Raw genomic sequence first — 19,453 nt, forward strand, 5'->3', positions numbered from 1 at the left:
GTGGCCGGGCGGCGGCGTCCCCGGGGCGATCGGCGGTGCGGCGGCACGGGTGCGCGGCTGGATAATGCGTCCATGAAGATCTGGGTCCCTTCCAAAGCCGCGGCCGATGTCCTGTGCGACCTCCCGGAAGTGGAGTGCGTCGTCTACGACGGCACGGAGCCGGTGCCCGAGGGCGCGCACGAGGCCGAGGTCTGGATCCCGCCGCTGATGCCGGTGACGGACCTCCCCGGGCTGCTCGCCCGGATGACCGGCCTGCGGCTGCTGCAGACCGTCACGGCGGGAGTCGACGCCTACCGGCCGCACCTGCGGGAGGGGGTGACGTTGTGCAACGCCAGGGGCGTGCACGACGCGGGCACCGCCGAGTGGGTGGTGGGAGCGATGATCTCCGTGCTCCGCGGGTTCCCCGGGTTCGTCCGTGCCCAGCTCGAGGGCGAGTGGACCTATCACCACACCGGGGTACTGGCCGACTCCACGGTCCTGGTCGTCGGCTACGGCTCGATCGGCGAGGCGCTGGAGCGGCGGCTCGACGGTTTCGAGGTCGACGTCGTCCGGGTGGCCAGGACCGCCAGGCCCGGCGTGCACGGCCTGGACGAGCTGCCCGCCCTGCTGCCCGGCGCGGACGTGGTGGTGCTGCTCGTCCCCTCGACGCCCGAGACCACCGGCATGGTGGACGCCGGGTTCCTGGCCGCGATGAAGGACGGCGCCCTCCTGGTGAACGCGGCCAGGGGCACGGTGGTCGACACGGACGCGCTCGTCGCCGAGTTGCAGGGGGGCCGGATCCTCGCCGCGCTCGACGTCACCGCCCCCGAACCCCTGCCCGCGGGCCACCCGCTGTGGACGGCGCCGGGAGTCCTCATCACCCCGCACGTCGCGGGCAGCAATCCGGCCTCGGTACGGCGCACGCTGAAGCTGCTCCGCTCCCAGCTGCTGCGTTACCTCGCGGGCGAGCCGCTCAAAAACGTGATCACGGGTTCGTACTGACCGGCAAAGGAATCCGGACCGTGGCTGCCTCGTGACCTGCGGTGCGTACCGTCGGTTGAAAGTGATCTCCGGGGTTCTCGCGGTTATCAGATCGGTGACGACTACGGCGTTGTCGCCCCTCGCGCGGACCGGACGGCACACACTGGCCCTGTGCCGGTGCGAGCGCCGAGGACGAAGGACGACGCGCTCACGCCGGCGGCGCGAGTGCGGCGAGCAAGGGATGCTGCGAAAGCGAAACACATCGACGAGACACACCAAACGACACTGATGGGCAGACGACATTGATCCGCTGGCGTGACCCCCGGGTACCGCTGACCGCCGCCGCCGTAGGCGTGGTGGGGCTCGTTGCCGCTCTGGTCAGCGGCGCTCCCGCCGTGGTCGTCGAGGCGGTGGCGGGCGTCGTCACCGCCGCGGCCGCCGCGGGCTCGCTGTTCGCCGCCGCCTCCAAGCTGATCGACAGGCGCAGGGCGCTGGCCTGGCGCTGGCTGGCCGGAGGCTCGGTCACCTGGCTGGCCGGGGTGGGGGTGCGGCCGATCGCGGACGGCGCGCCCTTCGTGGTGACCTTCGCCGACCTGGTGCTCCTGGCCGGTACGGCCATGATCGCGGTCGGCACCGCGCTGTCGGCGGCCAGGCCCGCGCGCGGGCACGCCCTGCTGCGCGACCTCGCCGACTCCTACGTGTGCGCCGCCGCCATCCTGGTGATCCTCTGGGTGTCGCTGGTGGGCCCGGTCTACGGCGACGCCGGTGACGCGGGCGACGCCGCGGTCAGCTTCGCCTCGCCGCTGTTCTGCCTGATCCTCGCCTGCGTCGTGGGCCCCGCGGTGGTGCCGATCCGGCGGTCGGCCTGGCCGGTCGGCCTGGCCGCTCTGGCCGTGCTCGCCGCCGTCACGACCTCTGAGACGATCACCGCGCTGGCCCGGGTGAACGGCGACACGCCGTCCCTGACCTGGGTGTGGCTCGCCCCCGCCGCGTTCCTGGTGCTCGCCGCGGTCCCGTGGAGCGGGCCCGCGACCCGGCCGCCCGAACCCGCGACCGACGAACCGTCCGTCCGAGAGAGCACGTCGTCGCTGATCGCGGCCGTGCCGCTGTTCCTCGTCGGCGTGGCCACCGTCGTGGTGCTCCTGCGCGTGATCAGCGGCGGGGTGCACGGCCCGCCGGCGGTCCTGGCCTCGGTGTGCGCGTCGATCGTCGCCGTCCTGCTGGTACGCCTGTTCGTGACGCTGCTGGAGACCGGGCGGCTGCGGAGCCTGCTCCACCTCGGCGAGCGGCAGCTGCACGACCTCGCCGAGAGCGCCGGGGACGTGGTCATGCTGTGCGACTACGACGGTGTGGTGCGGCAGATCGGCGAGGGCGTCGAGATCACGTACGGCTACCGCCCCGACGACCTGGTCGGCGGGAGGATCTTCGACTACATCCACCCCGAGGACGTGCCGGGAATCCAGGCGGCGCTGAGCGCGATGAGCCTGGAGGAGGAGGCCGAGGAGGGGCCGGGCGCGTGCATGGTCGCCTGCCGGGTCCGGGCCTCCGACGGGACCTGGCGGCCGGCCGAGTCGGTGGCCACCCGGCACGTGCGCGGCGAGGACCTGCTGCTCGTCACCACCCGCGACATCAGCGACCAGGAGGCCCTGCGCAGCCAGGTCGCCCACCTCACCTTCCACGACGGCATCACCGGCCTGCCCAACCGGGCCTACTTCGAGGAGCGCACCCGGGAGGTGCTGGCCCGTCCGGGCGCGAGCAACGTCGCGGTGGTCTTCCTGGACCTGGACGGCTTCACCGCGGTGAACGACTCGGTGGGTCACGCCAGCGGCGACTACCTGCTCGGCCAGGCGGCCCGCAGGCTGCGCGCCGCCGTACGGGCCGACGACACCCTGGCGCGCTGGGGCGGCGACGAGTTCGCGGTGCTGCTCGAGGCGCCGGTCGACGCCCAGACGGCGGTCGACCTGGCCGAGCGGCTGGTCCGCACGGTCTCGTCCGAGCCGTTCCGGGTGGCCGACCGCGACGTCGCGCTGACCGCGAGCGTCGGGGTGGCCTTCGCCGCCGACGACGTCTCCTCCGCCGACCTGATCCGCAACGCCGACGTGGCGATGGCCAGGGCGAAGGAGCTGGGCGGACGCCGGGTCGAGGTGTTCGCCGCGCACATGCACGCCGACGTGGTGCGGCGCCTGGAGCTCGCCGCCGACCTGCAGCGGGCCCTGCTGGAGAACCAGTTCGCGATCGAGTACCAGCCGGTGGTCGACCTGGCCACCTCGCGCGTCACCGCCGTCGAGGCGCTGGTGCGCTGGTGCCGGGGCGGCGAGTTCGTCCCTCCGGAGCAGTTCCTCGGCCCGGCCGAGGACACGGGCCTGATCGTCCCGCTGAGCGAGTGGATCCTGCGCGAGTCCTGCCGGGAGGTGGCCGCCTGGCGCGCCTCCGCCTGGGAGATCGGGCTCTCGCTCAACCTGTCGGCCCGGCAGATCATGGCGCCGCGCTTCGTGGAGACCGTCGAGGCGGCCCTGGCCGAGAGCGGGCTGCCGCCCAGCGCGCTGACCCTGGAGGTCATCGAGGAGATGCTGGTCGAGGACGCGGAGGAGACCATCACCCGGCTCTCCGAGCTGCGCGCCCTCGGGGTCCGGCTCGCCATCGACGACTTCGGCACCGGTTACGCCTCGCTGGCGTTCCTGCGGCAGCTTCCGGTCGACATGATCAAGATCGACCCGTCCTTCGTGTCCGGGCTCGGCCGTGACGAGACGCTGACCCTGCTGACCCGCACGATCGTGCGGCTCGGTCACGACCTGGGGCTGATCGTCGTCGCCGAGGGCATCGAGCGGCCCGAACAGCTGGAACTGCTGCGCGAGATGGGCTGCACCCGCGGCCAGGGATTCCTGGTGGCGCGCCCGATGGCCGCGCGCGGCGTCGACTCGCTGATGCGCACGAGCCTCTCCAGCCTCGGCACTCCCGCGTGACCTCGCATCTCGGACTCTGAGATATGTGTCCCATGAATTTGACGCGGGGGTGCCGCGTCGGCCATGGTGGAGCCATGCAGCTTCACCGTGGGATTCTCGTAGTACTTCGCCGGCGCGCGGGCCGATAGCCGAAGCACTACGACCTGCGCGCCGCCCCAGCTCCGCCGACCAGGCGGAATGGGGCATTTTTTATGCCATTACGCATGCTCAGCCACAAGGAACGAGCCGATGACCGAACAGATGACAGGAGCCCAGGCCCTCGTGAGGGCGCTGGAGCACGTCGGGGTCGACACTGTGTTCGGGATCCCGGGCGGCGCGATTCTCCCCGCCTACGATCCGCTCTACGACTCGGTCAAGGTCCGGCACGTGCTTGTACGGCACGAGCAGGGCGCGGGTCACGCTGCCCAGGGCTACGCGCAGGCCACCGGCAGGGTTGGCGTCTGCATGGCCACCAGCGGTCCCGGCGCGACCAACCTGGTCACCCCGATCGCCGACGCGTACATGGACTCGGTCCCGATGGTCGCGATCACCGGCCAGGTGCCGAGCGGTTCCATCGGCACGGACGCCTTCCAGGAAGCCGACATCTCCGGCATCACCATGCCGATCACGAAGCACAACTTCCTGGTCACCGACCCGGACGACATCCCCAGGACGATCGTGGAGGCCTTCCACATCGCCTCGACGGGGCGGCCGGGGCCGGTGCTGGTCGACATCGCCAAGGACACGCTCCAGGCGATGACGACGTTCCAGTGGCCGGTCGTCATGCAGCTGCCCGGTTACCGCCCGGTGACCCGGCCGCACTCCAAGCAGATCCGCGAGGCGGCGAAGCTGATCGTCGAGGCCAGGCGGCCGGTCCTCTACGTCGGCGGCGGCGTGCACCGGGCGGGGGCGTCGGCGCAGCTGCTGGAGTTCGCCGAGCTGACCGGCATCCCGGTGGTCACCACCCTGATGGCCCGGGGCACCTTCCCCGACAGCCACCCGCAGCACATGGGCATGCCCGGCATGCACGGCTCGGTGTCGGCGGTCGGCGCGTTGCAGCGGTCCGATCTGATCATCGGGCTCGGCGTCCGCTTCGACGACCGCGTCACCGGCCAGCTGTCCAGCTTCGCGCCGCACGCGAAGGTCGTCCACGCGGACATCGACCCGGCGGAGATCTCCAAGAACCGGCACGCGGACGTCCCGATCGTGGGTGACTGCAAGGAGGTCATCTCCGACCTGATCACCGCGGTGCGCAACGAGGAGCGCAAGGGCGACTACGCCGACTGGTGGACGGCGCTCAACGCCTACAGGGCGACCTACCCGCTGGGCTACACCGAGTTCGAGGACGGCTCCCTCGCCCCGCAGTACGTGATGGAGCGGCTGGGCGCGCTCGTCGGCCCGGACGCGATCTACACCGCGGGCGTCGGCCAGCACCAGATGTGGGCCGCGCAGTTCATCGGCTACGAGAACCCCGGCACGTTCATCAACTCCGGCGGCGCGGGCACGATGGGTTTCGCCCTGCCGGCGGCGATGGGCGCCAAGATGGGCCGCCCCGACACCACGGTCTGGGCCATCGACGGCGACGGCTGCTTCCAGATGACCAACCAGGAGCTCGCCACCTGCACCATCGAGGGCGTGCCGATCAAGGTCGCGATCATCAACAACGGTAACCTGGGCATGGTCAGGCAGTGGCAGACGCTGTTCTACAACCAGCGTTACTCCAACACCGACCTGCAGACGGTCCGCCGGATCCCCGACTTCGTCAAGCTCGCCGAGGCGTACGGTTGCGTGGGGCTGCGGTGCGAGCGCCCGGAGGACGTGGACGCGACGATCAAGAAGGCCATGGAGATCAACGACGTGCCGGTGGTCATCGACTTCGTGGTGCACCAGGACGCCATGGTGTGGCCGATGGTCGCCGCCGGGACCAGCAACGACGAGATCAAGTTCGCGCGCGACATGGCGCCCGTCTGGGACAGCGAGGACTAGGCATGAGCAGGCACACGCTCTCCGTGCTGGTGGAGAACAAGCCGGGCGTGCTCGCGCGCGTCGCGTCGCTGTTCAGCCGCAGAGGGTTCAACATCGACTCGCTGGCGGTCGGGCCGACCGAGCACGCGGACATCTCCAGGATGACCATCGTGGTCAACGTCGCCGACCTGCCGCTGGAGCAGGTCACCAAGCAGCTCAACAAGCTCGTCAACGTGCTGAAGATCGTGGAGCTCGACCCGGCGCAGTCGGTGCAGCGCGAGCTCACCCTGATCAAGGTGAGGGCCGACGCGGAGAACCGGTCCAGCGTGCTGGAGCTGGTCAACCTGTTCCGGGCACGTTGCGTCGACGTCTCCTCGGACGCGGTGACCATCGAGGTCACCGGCACGCCGGACAAGCTGCAGGCCTTCATCAAGGTCCTGGAGCCGTTCGGCATCAAGGAGCTTGTCCAGTCGGGCATGGTGGCCATCGGCCGCGGAGCCCGTTCCATCACCGACCGTTCTCTCCGGGCCCTGGACCGGACCGCGTAACGCGTACGAGAAACCCGAAAGGTTAAGCAAGTGACTGAGATCTTCTACGACGACCAGGCCGACCTGTCGATCATCCAGGGCCGGCACGTCGCCGTTCTGGGATACGGCAGCCAGGGCCACGCCCACGCGCTCTCGCTGCGCGACTCCGGCGTGGACGTCCGGGTGGGCCTGCCCGAGGGTTCCAAGAGCCGGGAGAAGGCGGAGGCCGACGGCCTGCGCGTGCTCACCCCCTCGGAGGCCGTCGAAGAGGCCGACCTGACCATGATCCTCGCGCCGGACCACATCCAGCGCCACCTGTACGCCGACCACGTGGCCCCGAACCTGGTCGAGGGCGACGCGCTCTTCTTCGGGCACGGCCTCAACATCCGCTACGGCCTCATCGAGGCGCCCGAGGGCGTGGACGTGGCCATGGTCGCTCCCAAGGGCCCCGGTCACCTCGTGCGCCGCCAGTACACGGCGGGCCGCGGCGTGCCGTGTCTCGTCGCGGTGGAGAAGGACGCCAGCGGAAACGCCCTGGAGCTCGCGCTGTCGTACGCCAAGGGCATCGGCGGCACCCGCGCCGGGGCGCTGAAGACGACCTTCAAGGAGGAGACCGAGACCGACCTGTTCGGCGAGCAGGCCGTGCTGTGCGGCGGCGTGTCCGAGCTGATCAAGGTCGGTTTCGAGACCCTGATCGAGGCGGGCTACCAGCCCGAGGTCGCCTACTTCGAGTGCCTGCACGAGATGAAGCTGATCGTCGACCTGATGTACGAGGGCGGCATCTCGAAGATGTACTGGTCGGTCTCCGACACCGCCGAGTACGGCGGCTACTCCCGCGGCCCGCGCATCGTGACGCCGGAGACGAAGAAGGAGATGCAGCGCATCCTCGCCGAGATCCAGTCCGGCGAGTTCGCCAAGGAGCTGGTGGACGAGTTCGACGGCGGGCAGAAGAAGTTCACCGCCTACCGCGAGGAGATCGCCGAGCACCCGATCGAGAAGACCGGCGCCAAGCTCCGCCCGATGATGAGCTGGCTCAAGTAGCGGCACCCGGTCTCACCGCGCCCGGGTTCACAGCGCCCGGTGCGCAGGCTCGATCCGCAGCGCTCAGGTGGCCGCGGTCAGGTGGCCGCGCTCGGGAAGAGCACTTGGGAAGAGCAACGGCCCGTGCCTCCCGCGACGAGTTCACGTCGGGGAGGCACGGGCCGTTTTCCGTCAGGTGCTCTCCGGGCGCCGGTGGGGGCGGCGGCCAGGGGTGCCTAGTGCCTGGCGAAGTTCTGGGTCCAGTAGATGCCCCGGGAGCTGTTGGCCACGCCCACCCCGAGGTGGGTGTAGGCGCAGTTCACGATGTTGGCCCGGTGGCCGGAGCTGTTCATCCAGGCGGTGACCACCTCGGCAGGGGTGCGCTGGCCCATCGCGATGTTCTCGGCCCAGGCCCGCATCGGGCTGAACCCGCTCGCCTTGATCCGGTCGGTCATGTCGCGGCCGTCCTGCGAGGTGTGGCTGAAGTAGTTCTTGGCCGCCATGTCGTCCGAGTGGCCCTGCGCGGCCGAGCGCAGCTGCGGGTCGGAGACGAGCGGGCCGCAACCGTTCTTCTGCCGTTCGGCGTTGGTCAGGCGCACCACTTCCTCGGACACGGAGGAGCCCGGCGCGGGGCTGGGAGCCGTGGTGGGGGTGGTGCTGGCCGAGGGGGTCGGCGCCGGAGTCGGCTTGGTGGTGCCGGTCGGAGTGGGGGTGGGGGTCGGGGTGCCGGTGGGGGAGCAGCTGAGCCTGACGGGCTTGGAGCGGCCGCTGTTGCCCCGGTAGTCGGTGACGACGGCGTAGTAGACGCCGGGGGCACAGCGCAGCTTCACCGTCACCCGCCCGTTGATCCCCTGCCGCGACGCGCTCTTGACGATCGGGTCGGCCCCGGGGACGGCGCGCTTGATGCGGATGCGGACCAGGGCGGTGTCGTCGCAGCCCAGCCGCGCGGCGGAGGCCTGGATCCGTCCGGCGGCGTTGACGTACGGCTTGGCGGCGTACACACGGCACTCGGCCTGGGGAGCGGCCGCGGCGTGAGCCGTGGCGATCGGCGTGCTGAGGGCCGCCAGGCTCCCGAGGCAGAGAAGTGCCCCTAGCGGTCTGCGCATGTCGGTTCCTCCAGTTGGTTAGACGCTGGATGGACTCCGCATTCTGTCGGGGACGGATCGCTCTTGTCAGCAAATTACGGACATTAACTGTGGGTCCCAGGTAAACCAGAGTGGCGGCAGAGGCGTCGGGGGCCAGCGGTGCTCGGGTCGCGTTCTAGCCCTCTTAATACCGATATTTCCCTATATGGGCAGTCTGAGCTGGACGTATGCCGCAGGGGTGGGGGTCGTACCGCCGGATCGCGCGGGACGGGCGGCGGTCTCGCCGCCCGGCACCCTCCGGCCGGGCAGAGCCGAAATATTCTCGCCTTTCCCGGACCGCCCCGCTTCGGGACCTACCGGGCGCCCACGCGCTGCGATTGAATGTGGCATGGTCTCCCCGGCGCCCTCCCCCGCCGTCGTCACCGTGTCGCGCGGCGTGCGCGTCGGCTACGGTGTCGGCTCGATCTGCACCGCCACCTTCTCCACGGTCCCCGGACTGCTGCTGCTGTTCTACATGACGAACGTGCTCGCGGTTCCCGCCTGGATCGCCGGCGTCGTGGTCTTCCTGCCCAAGCTCTGGGACATGTTCATCAACCCCTGGGTGGGCCAGCGCTCCGACCGGACGGTCTCCCGCTTCGGCGCCCGCCGCCCCTGGATGCTCCTGGGCGCGGTCACCCTGCCGGTGACGTTCGCCCTCACCTTCGCGGGCCCCCCGCTCACCGGTGTCTCCGCCGCCCTGTACGTCGCCCTCTTCTACTTCCTCACCGCGACGGCCTACGCCTTCTACGAGGTTCCGTACAAGGCGATGCCGGCGGAGATGACCGACGACTACCACGAGCGCTCCTCGCTCCTGCAGTGGAAGATGGTCTTCGTCGGCCTGGGGATCCTGCTCTCCGGGGCCGTCGCGCCGGCGATCGCGGGCACCGACGTCTCCGGTCACCGGGCCATGGGGCTGCTCATCGGAGCCGTGCTGCTGCTGTCGATGCTCGCCGCCTTCTTCGGCACGGCCCGCGCCCCGGTGATCGGGCGGGCCGAGGCGGAGCCGTCGATCGCCGCCCAGTTCGCCGCCGCCCGCTCGAACAAGACGTTCATGGTGCTGCTCGGCTTCAGTTGCGCCCAGATGTTCTCGGCCGGTGTCATGCTGGCCGGCGCCCCGTACTTCGCCACCTACACGCTGGGCGACCCGGGGGCGACCACCACGCTCTTCCTGGGCATCGTCGGCCCGTTGCTGATCACCATGCCGCTCTGGGTCTGGCTGTCCAAGCGCTACGACAAGCGCGGCGCGATGATCCTGTCGTCGTCGCTGTTCATGGTGGGCGCCGCGGGGATGGCCGTCTCCGGCCCGCTCGGTTCGGCGTACGCGCACGCGTGCGTGCTCCTCGTCGGCATCGGTTACGCGGGGTTCCAGCTGCTGCAGTTCTCGATGCTCTCCGACGTGATCGTCCACGACGCCCTGGTCACCGGCAAGCGCCGGGCCGGGGTGTTCACCGGGCTCTGGACGGCCGCGGAGACCGTGGTCTTCGCGTTCGGCGCGCTCGTGCTCGGCTGGCTGCTGGCCGCGACCGGGTTCGTCGAGTCCGACCCCTCGACGCCGGTCGCGCAGCCCGAGTCGGCGACCACGGCGGCCCTGTACGGCTCGACGCTGCTGCCCGCGATCCTGATGGGGGTCGGCATCCTGCTGACCACGCGTTACACCCTGACGGCCGCGAAGATCAAGGAGGCCCAGGACGCCGCCGCCGAGACCCCGGCCGGCACCGTCGAGGGCAAGGAGGGCTGAGGCGGCTCCCGTACGGAGCCCGCGCCACGGTCCGAGGTGACCGTGGCGCGGTCCTGGGAACACCGGTGTGCGGCTCGGAACGGCCTGGGCGCGGCCCGGGATGACGTGGGCGCGGCCGGTCAGAGCATCTGAGGCGTGATCATCAGGAAGCCGCAGTCCCCGAAGGAGACGACGTCGCCCGGCCGGACCTTGGCCGGGCCGACCAGGCGCCAGTCGTTCAGCCGGGTGCCGTTCAGCGAGCCGAGATCGACCAGGACCCAGCCCTCCTCGTCGCGGCGCAGCTCGGCGTGCACGCGAGAGACGGTCAGGTCGGCGAGGACCAGGTCGCAGGCGGAGCCCCGGCCCACCACGTAGCGGGTCCTGCCGTCGCCCGGCAGCGCGAGCCGGGGCAGCCTGGGGCGTCGCCAGGCCGACTCCACGCGCTTGGTGAAGTCGGAGGCGGAGGCGACGGCCTCGGTGACCATGCGGCGGAACCGGCCGCGTTGCGGCAGGTCGGCGACCAGGTTGTCGAGCTCGCCCTGGTTGCGCGCACGCAGGGCCATGTCGACGCGGCCGAGGAAGGTGTCGTGCGACAGGCGCCCCTCGACGGCACGGTCACGCAGCTCGTTGATCGCGCGATCGCGGTCCCCGTCGGAGGCGCGGGCCGGGGGATGCGTCGAGCTCATCCTCCGAGTATCGGCCCCAAGGGCGGAACCTGTCCAGAATATGCAGATCTCTTGCCCCATGGATACTGCGTATGCATACTCAGTATCCATGGCGATCCGACAGGGGCTCCTGGCCCTGCTGAGTCAGGGGCCCCGCTACGGCTACCAGTTGCGTGCCGAGTTCGAGGCGTCGACGGGGGCGACCTGGCCGCTCAACATCGGCCAGGTCTACACGACGCTCTCCCGCCTGGAACGCGACGGCCTGGTGAGCCCCGGAGAGCAGGACGAGCAGGGCCGGGTCGTCTACTCGATCACCGAGGCCGGTCTGGCCGAGATGGGGCGATGGTTCGGCACCCCCGTCGCCCAGTCGGACCGGCCCCGGGACGAGCTGGTCATCAAGCTCGCCCTGGCGGTCACCGCCGCCGCGGACGTGCGGCCGATCATCCAGGCCCAGCGCACCGCGACCATGCGCACGCTGCAGGCGTTCGTCCAGGCCAGGCGCGCGAGCGCCGAGAACCCCGCCCAGCGGCTGGTGCTCGATTCGATGATCTTCCAGGCCGAGGCCGAGCAACGCTGGCTCGACCACTGCGAGGCGGTGCTCACGGCCTCCCCCCGGATCCGGGATCCCCAGGCTCGGGATCCGCGCGGACAGGATCCGCGGGCAGAGGGCTCCCAGGGACGGAAGCCCAGGGCGGAGAGCCTCCAGAGACAAGATCCCTAGATAGAGGACCCCGGGGACGGAAGTCCCGGGCAGAGGGCCTCCGAAGACAAGATCCCCAGGCGCGGGATCCTCAGACGCAGGAGAGCGGACAGTTGACATCCTTCCCGAAACTCAGATCAGGGATTCGCGTACCGGAGGGGGGCCGATGACCTTCGACCCGGTCGTCCGGCTCGCGGACGTGACCCGTACGCACGGTGACGGGCCGCGGACCGTGGCGGCGCTGCGCGGAGTGAGTCTCGACGTCGGCGCCGGAGAGCTCGTCGCGGTGATGGGCCCCTCGGGGTCCGGCAAGTCCACCCTGCTCAACCTCGCCGGAGGCCTCGACCTGCCCACCTCGGGCTCCGTGGTCGTGGAGGGCACGCCGCTGGCGAGCCTGCCGGCCGGGGAGCTGGCCGGGCTCCGGCGCAGGCACGTGGGCTACGTCTTCCAGGACCTCAACCTGATCCCGTCGCTCACCGCTCTGGAGAACGTGACCCTCCCGCGCGAGCTGGACGGGATCGCCTTCAAGAACGCCCGCGGCGAGGCGATGGAGGTGCTCGCCGAGGTCGGCCTCGGCGAGGTCGCCGGCCGCTTCCCCGACGAGATCTCCGGTGGCCAGCGGCAGCGGGTCGCCATCGCCCGAGCGCTGGTGGGGGAGCGGCGGCTGATCCTGGCCGACGAGCCCACCGGCGCGCTCGACACCCCGACCGGCGACGACATCCTCCGGCTCCTGCGCACCCGCTGCGACGCGGGAGCCGCCGTGCTGCTCGTCACCCACGAACCCCGCTACGCCGCCTGGGCCGACCGGGTGGTCTTCCTGCGCGACGGCGAGATCGCCGACTCCACCGCCACGTCCCTGGAGAGCGCCCGATGAGCGGGCGACCGGACACGCGGGGCGCGTTCACGGATCTCCAGCAAGCGGATCTCCAGCAAGCGGATCTCCAGCAAGCGGATCTCCGACGAGTAGATCTCCGGCGGCGGGCGGGGGCGGCCGCATGAGCGCGATCATCGCCACCCTGCGCCTCTCCCGCCGGGAAATCGGCCGGGCCAGGGGGCGCAGCGCGCTCATCATGGTCATGATCGGCCTGCCGATCCTGCTGCTCGCGGCGGGCCTGACCTGGCAGGCCACCGGGGACGTCACGCTCAGGGAAGGGCTGGACTGGAACATCGGCACGGCCGACGCGCACGTGCGGGGTATGGCCTTCGACAGGCCGGTGCGGCAGAGCGTCGGCGCCGAGACCTCCCACACGGCGGGCCGCGGCGTCAAGCAGCGGGCCCTCACCGAACAGGAGATCCTCACCCTCTTCGGGCCGGGCAGCCGCGCGGTCCCCCTGCGCGGCCTCTGGACCGGCTACGAGGCGGCCGGCGCCTACCGGGAGGCCGAACTCTGGGAGATCGACCTGCACGACCCGATCACCACGGGCATGTACACGCTCCGGTCGGGGCGCCTGCCGCAGGTGGCGGGGGAGGTCGCCACAAGCGCCGGGCTGGGGCTGCGGGAGGGGAGAACCCTGACCCTGACCGGTACGAGCACCGTCGTCACCGTGGTCGGCGTCGTCGAGTCCCAGAGCGAGCCCGAAAGCCTCGAGATCGTCGCGTCCCCGGGAACCGCGCCCGACGACACCGGGGAGGTCAGTACGAACTGGCTCGTCGATACCTCCGCCCCGGTCTCCTGGCGGCGGGTTCGCGAGATCAACCAGCACGGTGTCAAGGTCCTCTCGCGAGCGGTGGTCAACGATCCGCCTCCCGCGGGGAACGGTCCGGAGGATCCCATCCCCCACACGTCGGTGCGGACGTCGGACGTCGTGATGGCCGTCCTGGGCGCGGTCATCGTCGTGCTGGAGGTCGTCTTCCTGGCCGGACCGGCGTTCGCCGTCGGCATCCGGCGACGCCGGCGCGAGCTCGCGCTGATCGCCGCGCAGGGCGGCTCGCCCCGCCACCTGCGCGGCGTCGTCCTCGCGGACGGGCTCGCCCTCGGGCTCGCGGCCTCCCTGCTCGGAGCCGCGGGCGGGATCGGGATCGGCGCGGCCGCCGCCCCGTTCGTCCACCGCGGCCCCCTGGAGGTGCCCGCCGGCCTGGTCGCGCTCGCCGTGCTTCTGGGGGTGGTGAGCGCGCTGCTCGCGGCGGTCGTCCCCGGCGTCCAGGCGTCACGGGCCGACGTGGCGGAGGTGCTGGCCGGTCGCCGGAGCCGGGCGAGGGAACGCCGCGGCCTGCCGGTGCTGGGAGCGGTGCTCCTGGCGGTGGCGATGGCGGTCATCCTTCTCGGCGCCGTCTTCCTGCAACGATGGGATCAGCACGTGCCGTGGCAGCCGATCAGCATGCTGCTGGGCGCGGTGCTCGGGCAGCTCGGGCTGATCCTGCTGACGCCGTGGCTGGTCGGCGTCGCCGCGCGCCTGGCCGCGCGGTTGCCGCTGCCGTTCCGGATGGCCGCCAGGGACGCCGCGCGCAACCGTGGCCGCACGGCCCCCGCCGTGGCCGCGGTGCTCGTCGCGACCGCGATCTTCGCCACCGTGGCGGTGATGGTCTCCAGCCAGACCGCCCAGGCGCGGGAGCGCTACATACCCCAGTATGTGAGGGGAAGCACCGTTGTGTCCTCCTACGGGCCCAATCCTGAGATCTGGCGGGAGATCAAGAAAGTCGTCGCCTCCGCCCTGCCCGGAGTGCCGCTGATCGAGGCGGGAAAGCTCACCGGGCCCGGCTCGCAACCTGTCAACGTCGTGGTCCAGCCCGGCTGCGCGAGGGATTGCGGGGCGTTCCTCTCCCACGAGCTGTTCCGACCCCCGCCGATAGGCGGCGCCGACCTGGTCCGCTATTTCCTGCGGGGTCCCGATCCCGCCGCCGAGGCCGCCCTCGCCGCGGGCAAGGCGGTGGTGTTCGACCCGAGGGTTTTGCGCGACGGGAAGCTGGTCTTCACGACGGAGATCACGAAACGCGTCACGCGCTCGGTGCCCGCCGTCGTCCGGCGGCCCCCGGGCGAGCCACTGGTGACCGCGGTACTACCCGTCTCGCTGGCGGCCGAGCTGGGCCTCGCCGTCGGCTACGACACCCTCATCGCCGATCCGGCCGCGGTGAGCACGACGCCGCAGCAGGAGGAGCGGCTGAACGCCGCCGTCAGGGAGGTCGACTCCACCACCACCGCCCAGGTCGAGCGGGGTTTCCATAGCAACGACATGGCGACGCTCCTCGCCTTCGCCGCCGGCGCGTCGGTCCTCGTCCTCGGGGGCACGTTCGCGGCGACCGGCCTGGCCGTGGCGGAGGGCCGTCCCGACCGCGCCACGCTGGCGGCGGTGGGGGCGGCGGGCCGCGTCCAGCGCCTTCTCGTCGCCGGACAGGCCGCGTTCGTCTCCGGCCTGGGGGTGGGGGCGGGGACGTTCGTCGGGCTGGTCGTCGGGGTGACGAGCGTCTTCAGCGGGTTCCATCGCGCCCGGGCATCCGGGATCGGAACGGGGAACGGCGTGCCGTCCGGCCTGGTCACCCTCGTGATCGACGTGCCCTGGCTCGTGGTGGCGGGCGTGCTGGTCGGCCTGCCCCTGCTGACCGCGCTGCTGGCCGGGCTGTGCGTCCGGACGAGGGTGGTGCTCGCCCGCCGCCTGACCTGACCCGCCGTTCCGGGCCGTGCCCGGCCGCCCCCGGAGCTCCGGGGGCGGCCGGGCATCGGCGCGGGGGTCACCCCGGCTCGCTCATGCCCGGCCGGTCGGAGCGCTCAGTCGGTGACGTCGGCGCAGACCACGTGGGCGCCCAGCTCGACCATCCGCTGCTCGCTGCGCGCGTCGGCGACCCTGGCCATCAGGATCGGCGCCTCGCTCGCGGCGAGCTGCGGCAGCCGGGCGCGCACCCCGCGATGGATGTCCCTGACCACGTCCTCGGCCGCCGACATGTGCACCTTCACGTGCAGCATGATCCCCGGCGCGCCCGAGGAGGTGCTGGCCTCGGAGATCCACACGTGGTGGACGAGCGGGTAGTCGACGAGCAGCTGCGAGATCGCGGCGCGCAGCGCGGGCAGGATCGGATGGTCGCACCGGCGGTATCCCGGGTCCACCATCTGCATCGGGCCCGACAGGTGCGGCCGGGGCGCCGGGATCCACGGCTGGGAGGGCGCGGCGGGCACCGGCGCTCTCGGCGGGCGCGCGGGCGCGGGACGCGAGACCGTGGCCATCGCCCCGGTCGCGTACGCCGTCGGCGCCGCGCTCGACAGCGCGGGCGTGGGGCCGCTGCGTGTCGAGAGCAGGTAGCGCTGGAGATCCTCGATCGGCACGGCCGCGGCCGCCGGGCCCGCCGCGTCGATCACGATCTCCCGCACGCCGGTGACCCGCTGGATGTCGAGGATGGTGTCGGCGTCGCACGCCGACAGCGAGTGGCTGCCACGGTGCCGCGCGTAGGTGTCCGCCGAGGTGTACCCGAGCAGGACACGATCACCGGCCTGGGTCGTGCCGAGCACGACGGAACGGTCGGGTCGCACGGCAACCAGGAGTCCCCATTCGGCCAGCGCCGCAAGCAGCCGGTGCGGATCGCCGTGCTGCGCGAGCACGTTGCCGAGAGCGGGGTTCCCGATGCTCATATGAGGAACGATAGGTAGTGGACCACGGCTTATCAGGGTAATCGCGAAGTTTTCCTGGGATCAATACCAACTTGAATTTTGGGTGCATGAGATCTGTCAAGGACGGGTAACCGCCTCCTGGGCCCCGAAGCCCCCTCGCGCCTCGCGGGTGTCTCCGGTGCCTCCGGGAGCGTCCTGGCCGGCGTGGGGCGTCTCGGATCGCGGGACACTCGTGAACGCGTTCACAAGCGCCGATAGACTACGTGAGGTCCGTGCACCCCTCACCGTCTAGTAAGGATCCAGCCTGTGAACAAGCCCGTCGTACTGGTCGCTGAGGAACTTTCCGAGGCCGGTCTCGCGGTTCTGGGCGCGGACTTCGAAGTCCGCCACACCGACGGCGCCGACCGTGCCCAGTTCCTGCCCGCCCTCGCCGACGTGGACGCGCTCATCGTGCGCAGCGCCACGCAGGTCGACGCCGAGGCGATCGCCAACGCGCCCCGGCTCCGCGTCGTCGCCCGCGCGGGCGTCGGTCTGGACAACGTCGACGTGGAGGCCGCCACCAAGGCCGGTGTCATGGTCGTCAACGCGCCCACCTCCAACATCACCAGCGCCGCCGAGCACACCGTCGCCCTGATCCTCGCCTCCGCCCGCAACGTCGCCCAGGCGCACTCCGCGCTCAAGGGCGGCGAGTGGAAGCGCTCGAAGTACACCGGCGTGGAGCTCGACGAGAAGGTCGTCGCGATCCTCGGCCTCGGCAAGATCGGCCAGCTGGTCGCTCAGCGCCTCCAGCCGTTCGGCGTCGAGCTGATCGCCTACGACCCCTACCTGCAGCCGGCCCGCGCCGCGCAGATGGGCGTCCGGCTGGTCTCGCTGGAGGAGGCCCTGAGCGAGGCCGACTTCATCACGGTGCACCTGCCCAAGTCCAAGGAGACCATCGGCCTCATCGGAGACAGGGAGCTCCACACGGTCAAGCCGAACGTCCGCCTCATCAACGTCGCCCGCGGCGGCATCATCGACGAGAACGCCCTCTACTCCGCGATCAAGGAGGGCCGCGTCGCCGGCGCCGGCATCGACGTGTTCCCGAAGGAGCCGGTCACCGACAGCCCGCTCTTCGAGCTCGACCAGGTCGTCGTCACCCCGCACCTGGGCGCCTCCACCCACGAGGCCCAGGAGAAGGCCGGCACCCAGGTCGCGCGCAGCGTGAAGCTCGCGCTCGCCGGGGAGTTCGTGCCGGACGCGGTCAACGTCCAGGGCGGCGCCGTCGCCGAGGACGTCAAGCCGGGCCTGCCGCTGGCCGAGAAGCTCGGCCGGGTGTTCACCGCCCTCGCGGGCGAGGTCGCCACCAAGCTCGACGTCGAGGTGCGCGGCGAGATCGCCTCCCACGACGTCCGCGTGCTGGAGCTGGCCGCGCTCAAGGGCGTCTTCACCGACGTGGTCGAGGACTCGGTCACCTACGTCAACGCCCCGCTGCTGGCCAAGGACCGCGGCGTGTCGGTCGAGCTGATCACCAGTTCCGACAGCCCCGACTGGCGCAACGTCGTGACGGTCCGGGGCGTCCTCGCCGACGGCCGCGCGGTCTCGGTCTCCGGCACCCTGTCCGGGCCGAGGCAGATCACGAAGATCGTCGAGGTCAACGGCTACCAGATGGAGATCGAGCCGACCGACCACCTGTCGTTCTTCACCTACACCGACCGCCCCGGCATCGTCGGCGTGGTCGGCCGCATCCTCGGCGACCACTCGATCAACATCGCCTCGATGCAGGTGGCCCGTGACGCCAAGGGCGGCAAGGCGCTCATCGCGCTCACCGTCGACACCGCCATCCCGGCCGAGGTGATCGACCAGATCGGCTCGGAGATCGGCGCCGACAGCGGTCGCTCGGTCGACCTGGCCGACTAGCCGTACCGCCGATGTGGCCGCCGCCCCGGAGACCGGGACGGCGGCCACATCTCGTCTCAGCATGTGAGAAGTGTGTACGCCGGGCGAGACGGTTTTCCCGCGGCCGGGTAGCCTGAAGTGAAATGCGCCAGGTTCTCGTAATTCCTACCTGCCGCGGCGAGGCCTGACAGGGGCAGGCCGGCGACTCGCCGCGGTGTCGTGGCGCGTGCCGGCTCCCAGCCCCCGCCGCCGGTCCGTGATCCGGACCCGCGACATCAGGCCTGGTCGGAGTCCCGACCGGAGTCTCGACCACCTTCCTTGCAGGCATGCGACCGAGACGAGATTCGCCATGTACGACATGTATCCCTGGAACCGTCCCGAGGAGACCGAGGACGAGGCCATCGACGCGCTCCAGACCGCTCTGGACCGCAGGGACAACGGCGGTGCTCCCACCCGCTGAACCCGTTCTCGCCGCCGCCGGGGTCTCCACGGCCTCCCGGCGGTGATCCGCCGGCGTGTCTCATCCGCCGGGCACGGCTTCGGTCGCGAGCTCGACCCGCTTGGTCAGCTGAACCCCCTGCGGGTCGGGGCGCACCGCGCCGGCGAAGGAGTCGCGGCGCCAGGAGTCGAGTTTCTCCTCCTTGACCACGTCGCCGGTCTGCGGGGCGTGAACCATGTAGCCGGGCTTTGTGATCATGCCGACGTGGCCGAGGCCGCTGAAGAAGACCAGGTCACCGGGCTTGAGATTCTTCCAGGCGATCTTCTTGGAGAAGGCGGCGTACTGGTCGTTGGTGACGCGGGGGAGCTTGATCCCGGCGGCGCCGTAGGCGCGGAGCACCAGGCCGGAGCAGTCGAAGCCGCCGTTGCCGGTGCCGCCCCAGACGTAGGGCGTTCCGCGCTTGGACATGGCCCACTTCACGGCTTTCTGCCAGGCGGGCTTGACGGCCGCGGCCTTCAGCGCGTCCTTCAGTGCGGGGGTGTTGAGCGCGGCGGGCCCGGGGGCGGGGGGCGGGGACGCGGCCAGGGCGGCGGTCGAGGTCGCGCACACCGCGGCGCCGGCGACGATCATGGAGGCGGAGATGGACAGGACGCGGGGGAGAACTGTGCCGGACAGGGTGATTCCTTCCATAAGGCCGGCCGGGTGAGCTGTCGGGCTCGGGCGTGGAGGCCGCCCTACGGCGCGAGAACGCGCTGATTCGCCCCAAGGAATCCACCTGATGAACGGCCGGGAACGCGCTCCGGGGGAGGAGCGGGGTGCCCGGGGTCCGGTAGATCCCGTAAAGAGTGGTTCCCCGGCTCCGTGCGGGCCCGGTAAGGGGACGGCCCGTACGGATTAGGCATCGACGTGATTGGGAGGACCATAACGAAACCTCACGAAACGGTCAATACCAAGCAAAGACGGACAAAACGATCAAACGTCT

At 71.1% G+C, this 19,453-nt stretch carries 15 protein-coding genes and 1 riboswitch; of the genes, 11 read left to right on the forward strand and 4 right to left on the reverse strand.

The window, feature by feature from the left end; translation table 11 throughout:
• Positions 1 to 72 precede the first annotated feature (72 nt).
• From AB0G15_RS28440 to ilvC, 5 genes are all read left to right on the forward strand, one after another.
• Positions 73 to 981 carry a 2-hydroxyacid dehydrogenase gene (locus tag AB0G15_RS28440; RefSeq protein ID WP_362845618.1) on the forward strand — a complete coding sequence of 303 codons (909 nt, stop codon included), beginning with the start codon at positions 73 to 75 and terminating at the stop codon, positions 979 to 981.
• Between the two features lie 281 nt (positions 982 to 1,262).
• Positions 1,263 to 3,923 carry a GGDEF domain-containing protein gene (locus AB0G15_RS28445; RefSeq protein WP_362845620.1) on the forward strand — a complete coding sequence of 887 codons (2,661 nt, stop codon included), beginning with the start codon at positions 1,263 to 1,265 and terminating at the stop codon, positions 3,921 to 3,923.
• A 177-nt stretch (positions 3,924 to 4,100) separates the two neighbouring features.
• Positions 4,101 to 5,888, forward strand: a complete 1,788-nt coding sequence (locus AB0G15_RS28450) for an acetolactate synthase large subunit (RefSeq protein WP_362845622.1) — start codon at positions 4,101 to 4,103, stop codon at positions 5,886 to 5,888.
• 2 nt (positions 5,889 to 5,890) lie between these two features.
• Entirely contained in the window at positions 5,891 to 6,415 is a 525-nt protein-coding gene (ilvN, locus tag AB0G15_RS28455) for an acetolactate synthase small subunit (RefSeq protein ID WP_362693759.1), read from the forward strand.
• A gap of 39 nt (positions 6,416 to 6,454) precedes the next feature.
• The gene (ilvC, locus tag AB0G15_RS28460; protein WP_362845669.1) at positions 6,455 to 7,435 is read left to right on the forward strand and encodes a ketol-acid reductoisomerase; all 981 of its coding nucleotides are present in this window, start codon (positions 6,455 to 6,457) and stop codon (positions 7,433 to 7,435) included.
• A 215-nt stretch (positions 7,436 to 7,650) separates the two neighbouring features.
• Here the strand turns inward: ilvC and AB0G15_RS28465 are convergent, their stop codons facing one another.
• Positions 7,651 to 8,520, reverse strand: a complete 870-nt coding sequence (locus AB0G15_RS28465) for a CAP domain-containing protein (protein ID WP_362845624.1) — start codon at positions 8,518 to 8,520, stop codon at positions 7,651 to 7,653.
• A 367-nt stretch (positions 8,521 to 8,887) separates the two neighbouring features.
• On the opposite strand from AB0G15_RS28465, the gene AB0G15_RS28470 reads away from it, so the two are divergent.
• Positions 8,888 to 10,276 (forward strand): MFS transporter, encoded by a 1,389-nt coding sequence (locus AB0G15_RS28470; protein WP_362845626.1) that lies wholly within the window; start codon positions 8,888 to 8,890, stop codon positions 10,274 to 10,276.
• A gap of 119 nt (positions 10,277 to 10,395) precedes the next feature.
• Here the strand turns inward: AB0G15_RS28470 and AB0G15_RS28475 are convergent, their stop codons facing one another.
• On the reverse strand, positions 10,396 to 10,941 hold the full coding sequence (locus AB0G15_RS28475) for a DUF1707 and FHA domain-containing protein (protein WP_362693750.1): 546 nt from the start codon (positions 10,939 to 10,941) through the stop codon (positions 10,396 to 10,398).
• 88 nt (positions 10,942 to 11,029) lie between these two features.
• On the opposite strand from AB0G15_RS28475, the gene AB0G15_RS28480 reads away from it, so the two are divergent.
• From AB0G15_RS28480 to AB0G15_RS28495, 4 genes are all read left to right on the forward strand, one after another.
• The gene (locus AB0G15_RS28480; RefSeq protein ID WP_362845628.1) at positions 11,030 to 11,641 is read left to right on the forward strand and encodes a PadR family transcriptional regulator; all 612 of its coding nucleotides are present in this window, start codon (positions 11,030 to 11,032) and stop codon (positions 11,639 to 11,641) included.
• A gap of 145 nt (positions 11,642 to 11,786) precedes the next feature.
• On the forward strand, positions 11,787 to 12,494 hold the full coding sequence (locus AB0G15_RS28485) for an ABC transporter ATP-binding protein (protein WP_362845630.1): 708 nt from the start codon (positions 11,787 to 11,789) through the stop codon (positions 12,492 to 12,494).
• Positions 12,491 to 12,619, forward strand: coding sequence for a pentapeptide repeat-containing protein (locus tag AB0G15_RS28490; protein ID WP_362845632.1), 129 nt, complete (start codon positions 12,491 to 12,493; stop codon positions 12,617 to 12,619). Before AB0G15_RS28485 ends, AB0G15_RS28490 begins: the two co-directional genes overlap by 4 nt.
• Positions 12,616 to 15,219, forward strand: coding sequence for an FtsX-like permease family protein (locus AB0G15_RS28495; protein ID WP_362845634.1), 2,604 nt, complete (start codon positions 12,616 to 12,618; stop codon positions 15,217 to 15,219). The genes AB0G15_RS28490 and AB0G15_RS28495 overlap by 4 nt, the downstream gene beginning before the upstream one ends.
• A 104-nt stretch (positions 15,220 to 15,323) precedes the next feature.
• Here AB0G15_RS28495 and AB0G15_RS28500 read toward each other — a convergent pair whose 3' ends face one another.
• Positions 15,324 to 16,178 (reverse strand): hypothetical protein, encoded by an 855-nt coding sequence (locus AB0G15_RS28500; RefSeq protein ID WP_362693735.1) that lies wholly within the window; start codon positions 16,176 to 16,178, stop codon positions 15,324 to 15,326.
• Positions 16,179 to 16,463: 285 nt separating this feature from the next.
• Between AB0G15_RS28500 and serA the strand changes: the two genes are divergently transcribed.
• On the forward strand, positions 16,464 to 18,053 hold the full coding sequence (serA, locus tag AB0G15_RS28505) for a phosphoglycerate dehydrogenase (RefSeq protein ID WP_362693732.1): 1,590 nt from the start codon (positions 16,464 to 16,466) through the stop codon (positions 18,051 to 18,053).
• 499 nt (positions 18,054 to 18,552) lie between these two features.
• On the opposite strand, the gene AB0G15_RS28510 is transcribed toward serA, so the two are convergent.
• Positions 18,553 to 19,161 (reverse strand): C40 family peptidase, encoded by a 609-nt coding sequence (locus AB0G15_RS28510; RefSeq protein WP_362845636.1) that lies wholly within the window; start codon positions 19,159 to 19,161, stop codon positions 18,553 to 18,555.
• A riboswitch (cyclic di-AMP (ydaO/yuaA leader) is annotated at positions 19,149 to 19,367 on the reverse strand. (Overlaps the previous gene by 13 nt.)
• Between the last annotated feature and the right edge of the window lie 86 nt (positions 19,368 to 19,453).

It is taken from the genome of Streptosporangium sp. NPDC023825, from assembly GCF_040639575.1.
In the GTDB taxonomy this organism is placed as follows: domain Bacteria; phylum Actinomycetota; class Actinomycetes; order Streptosporangiales; family Streptosporangiaceae; genus Streptosporangium.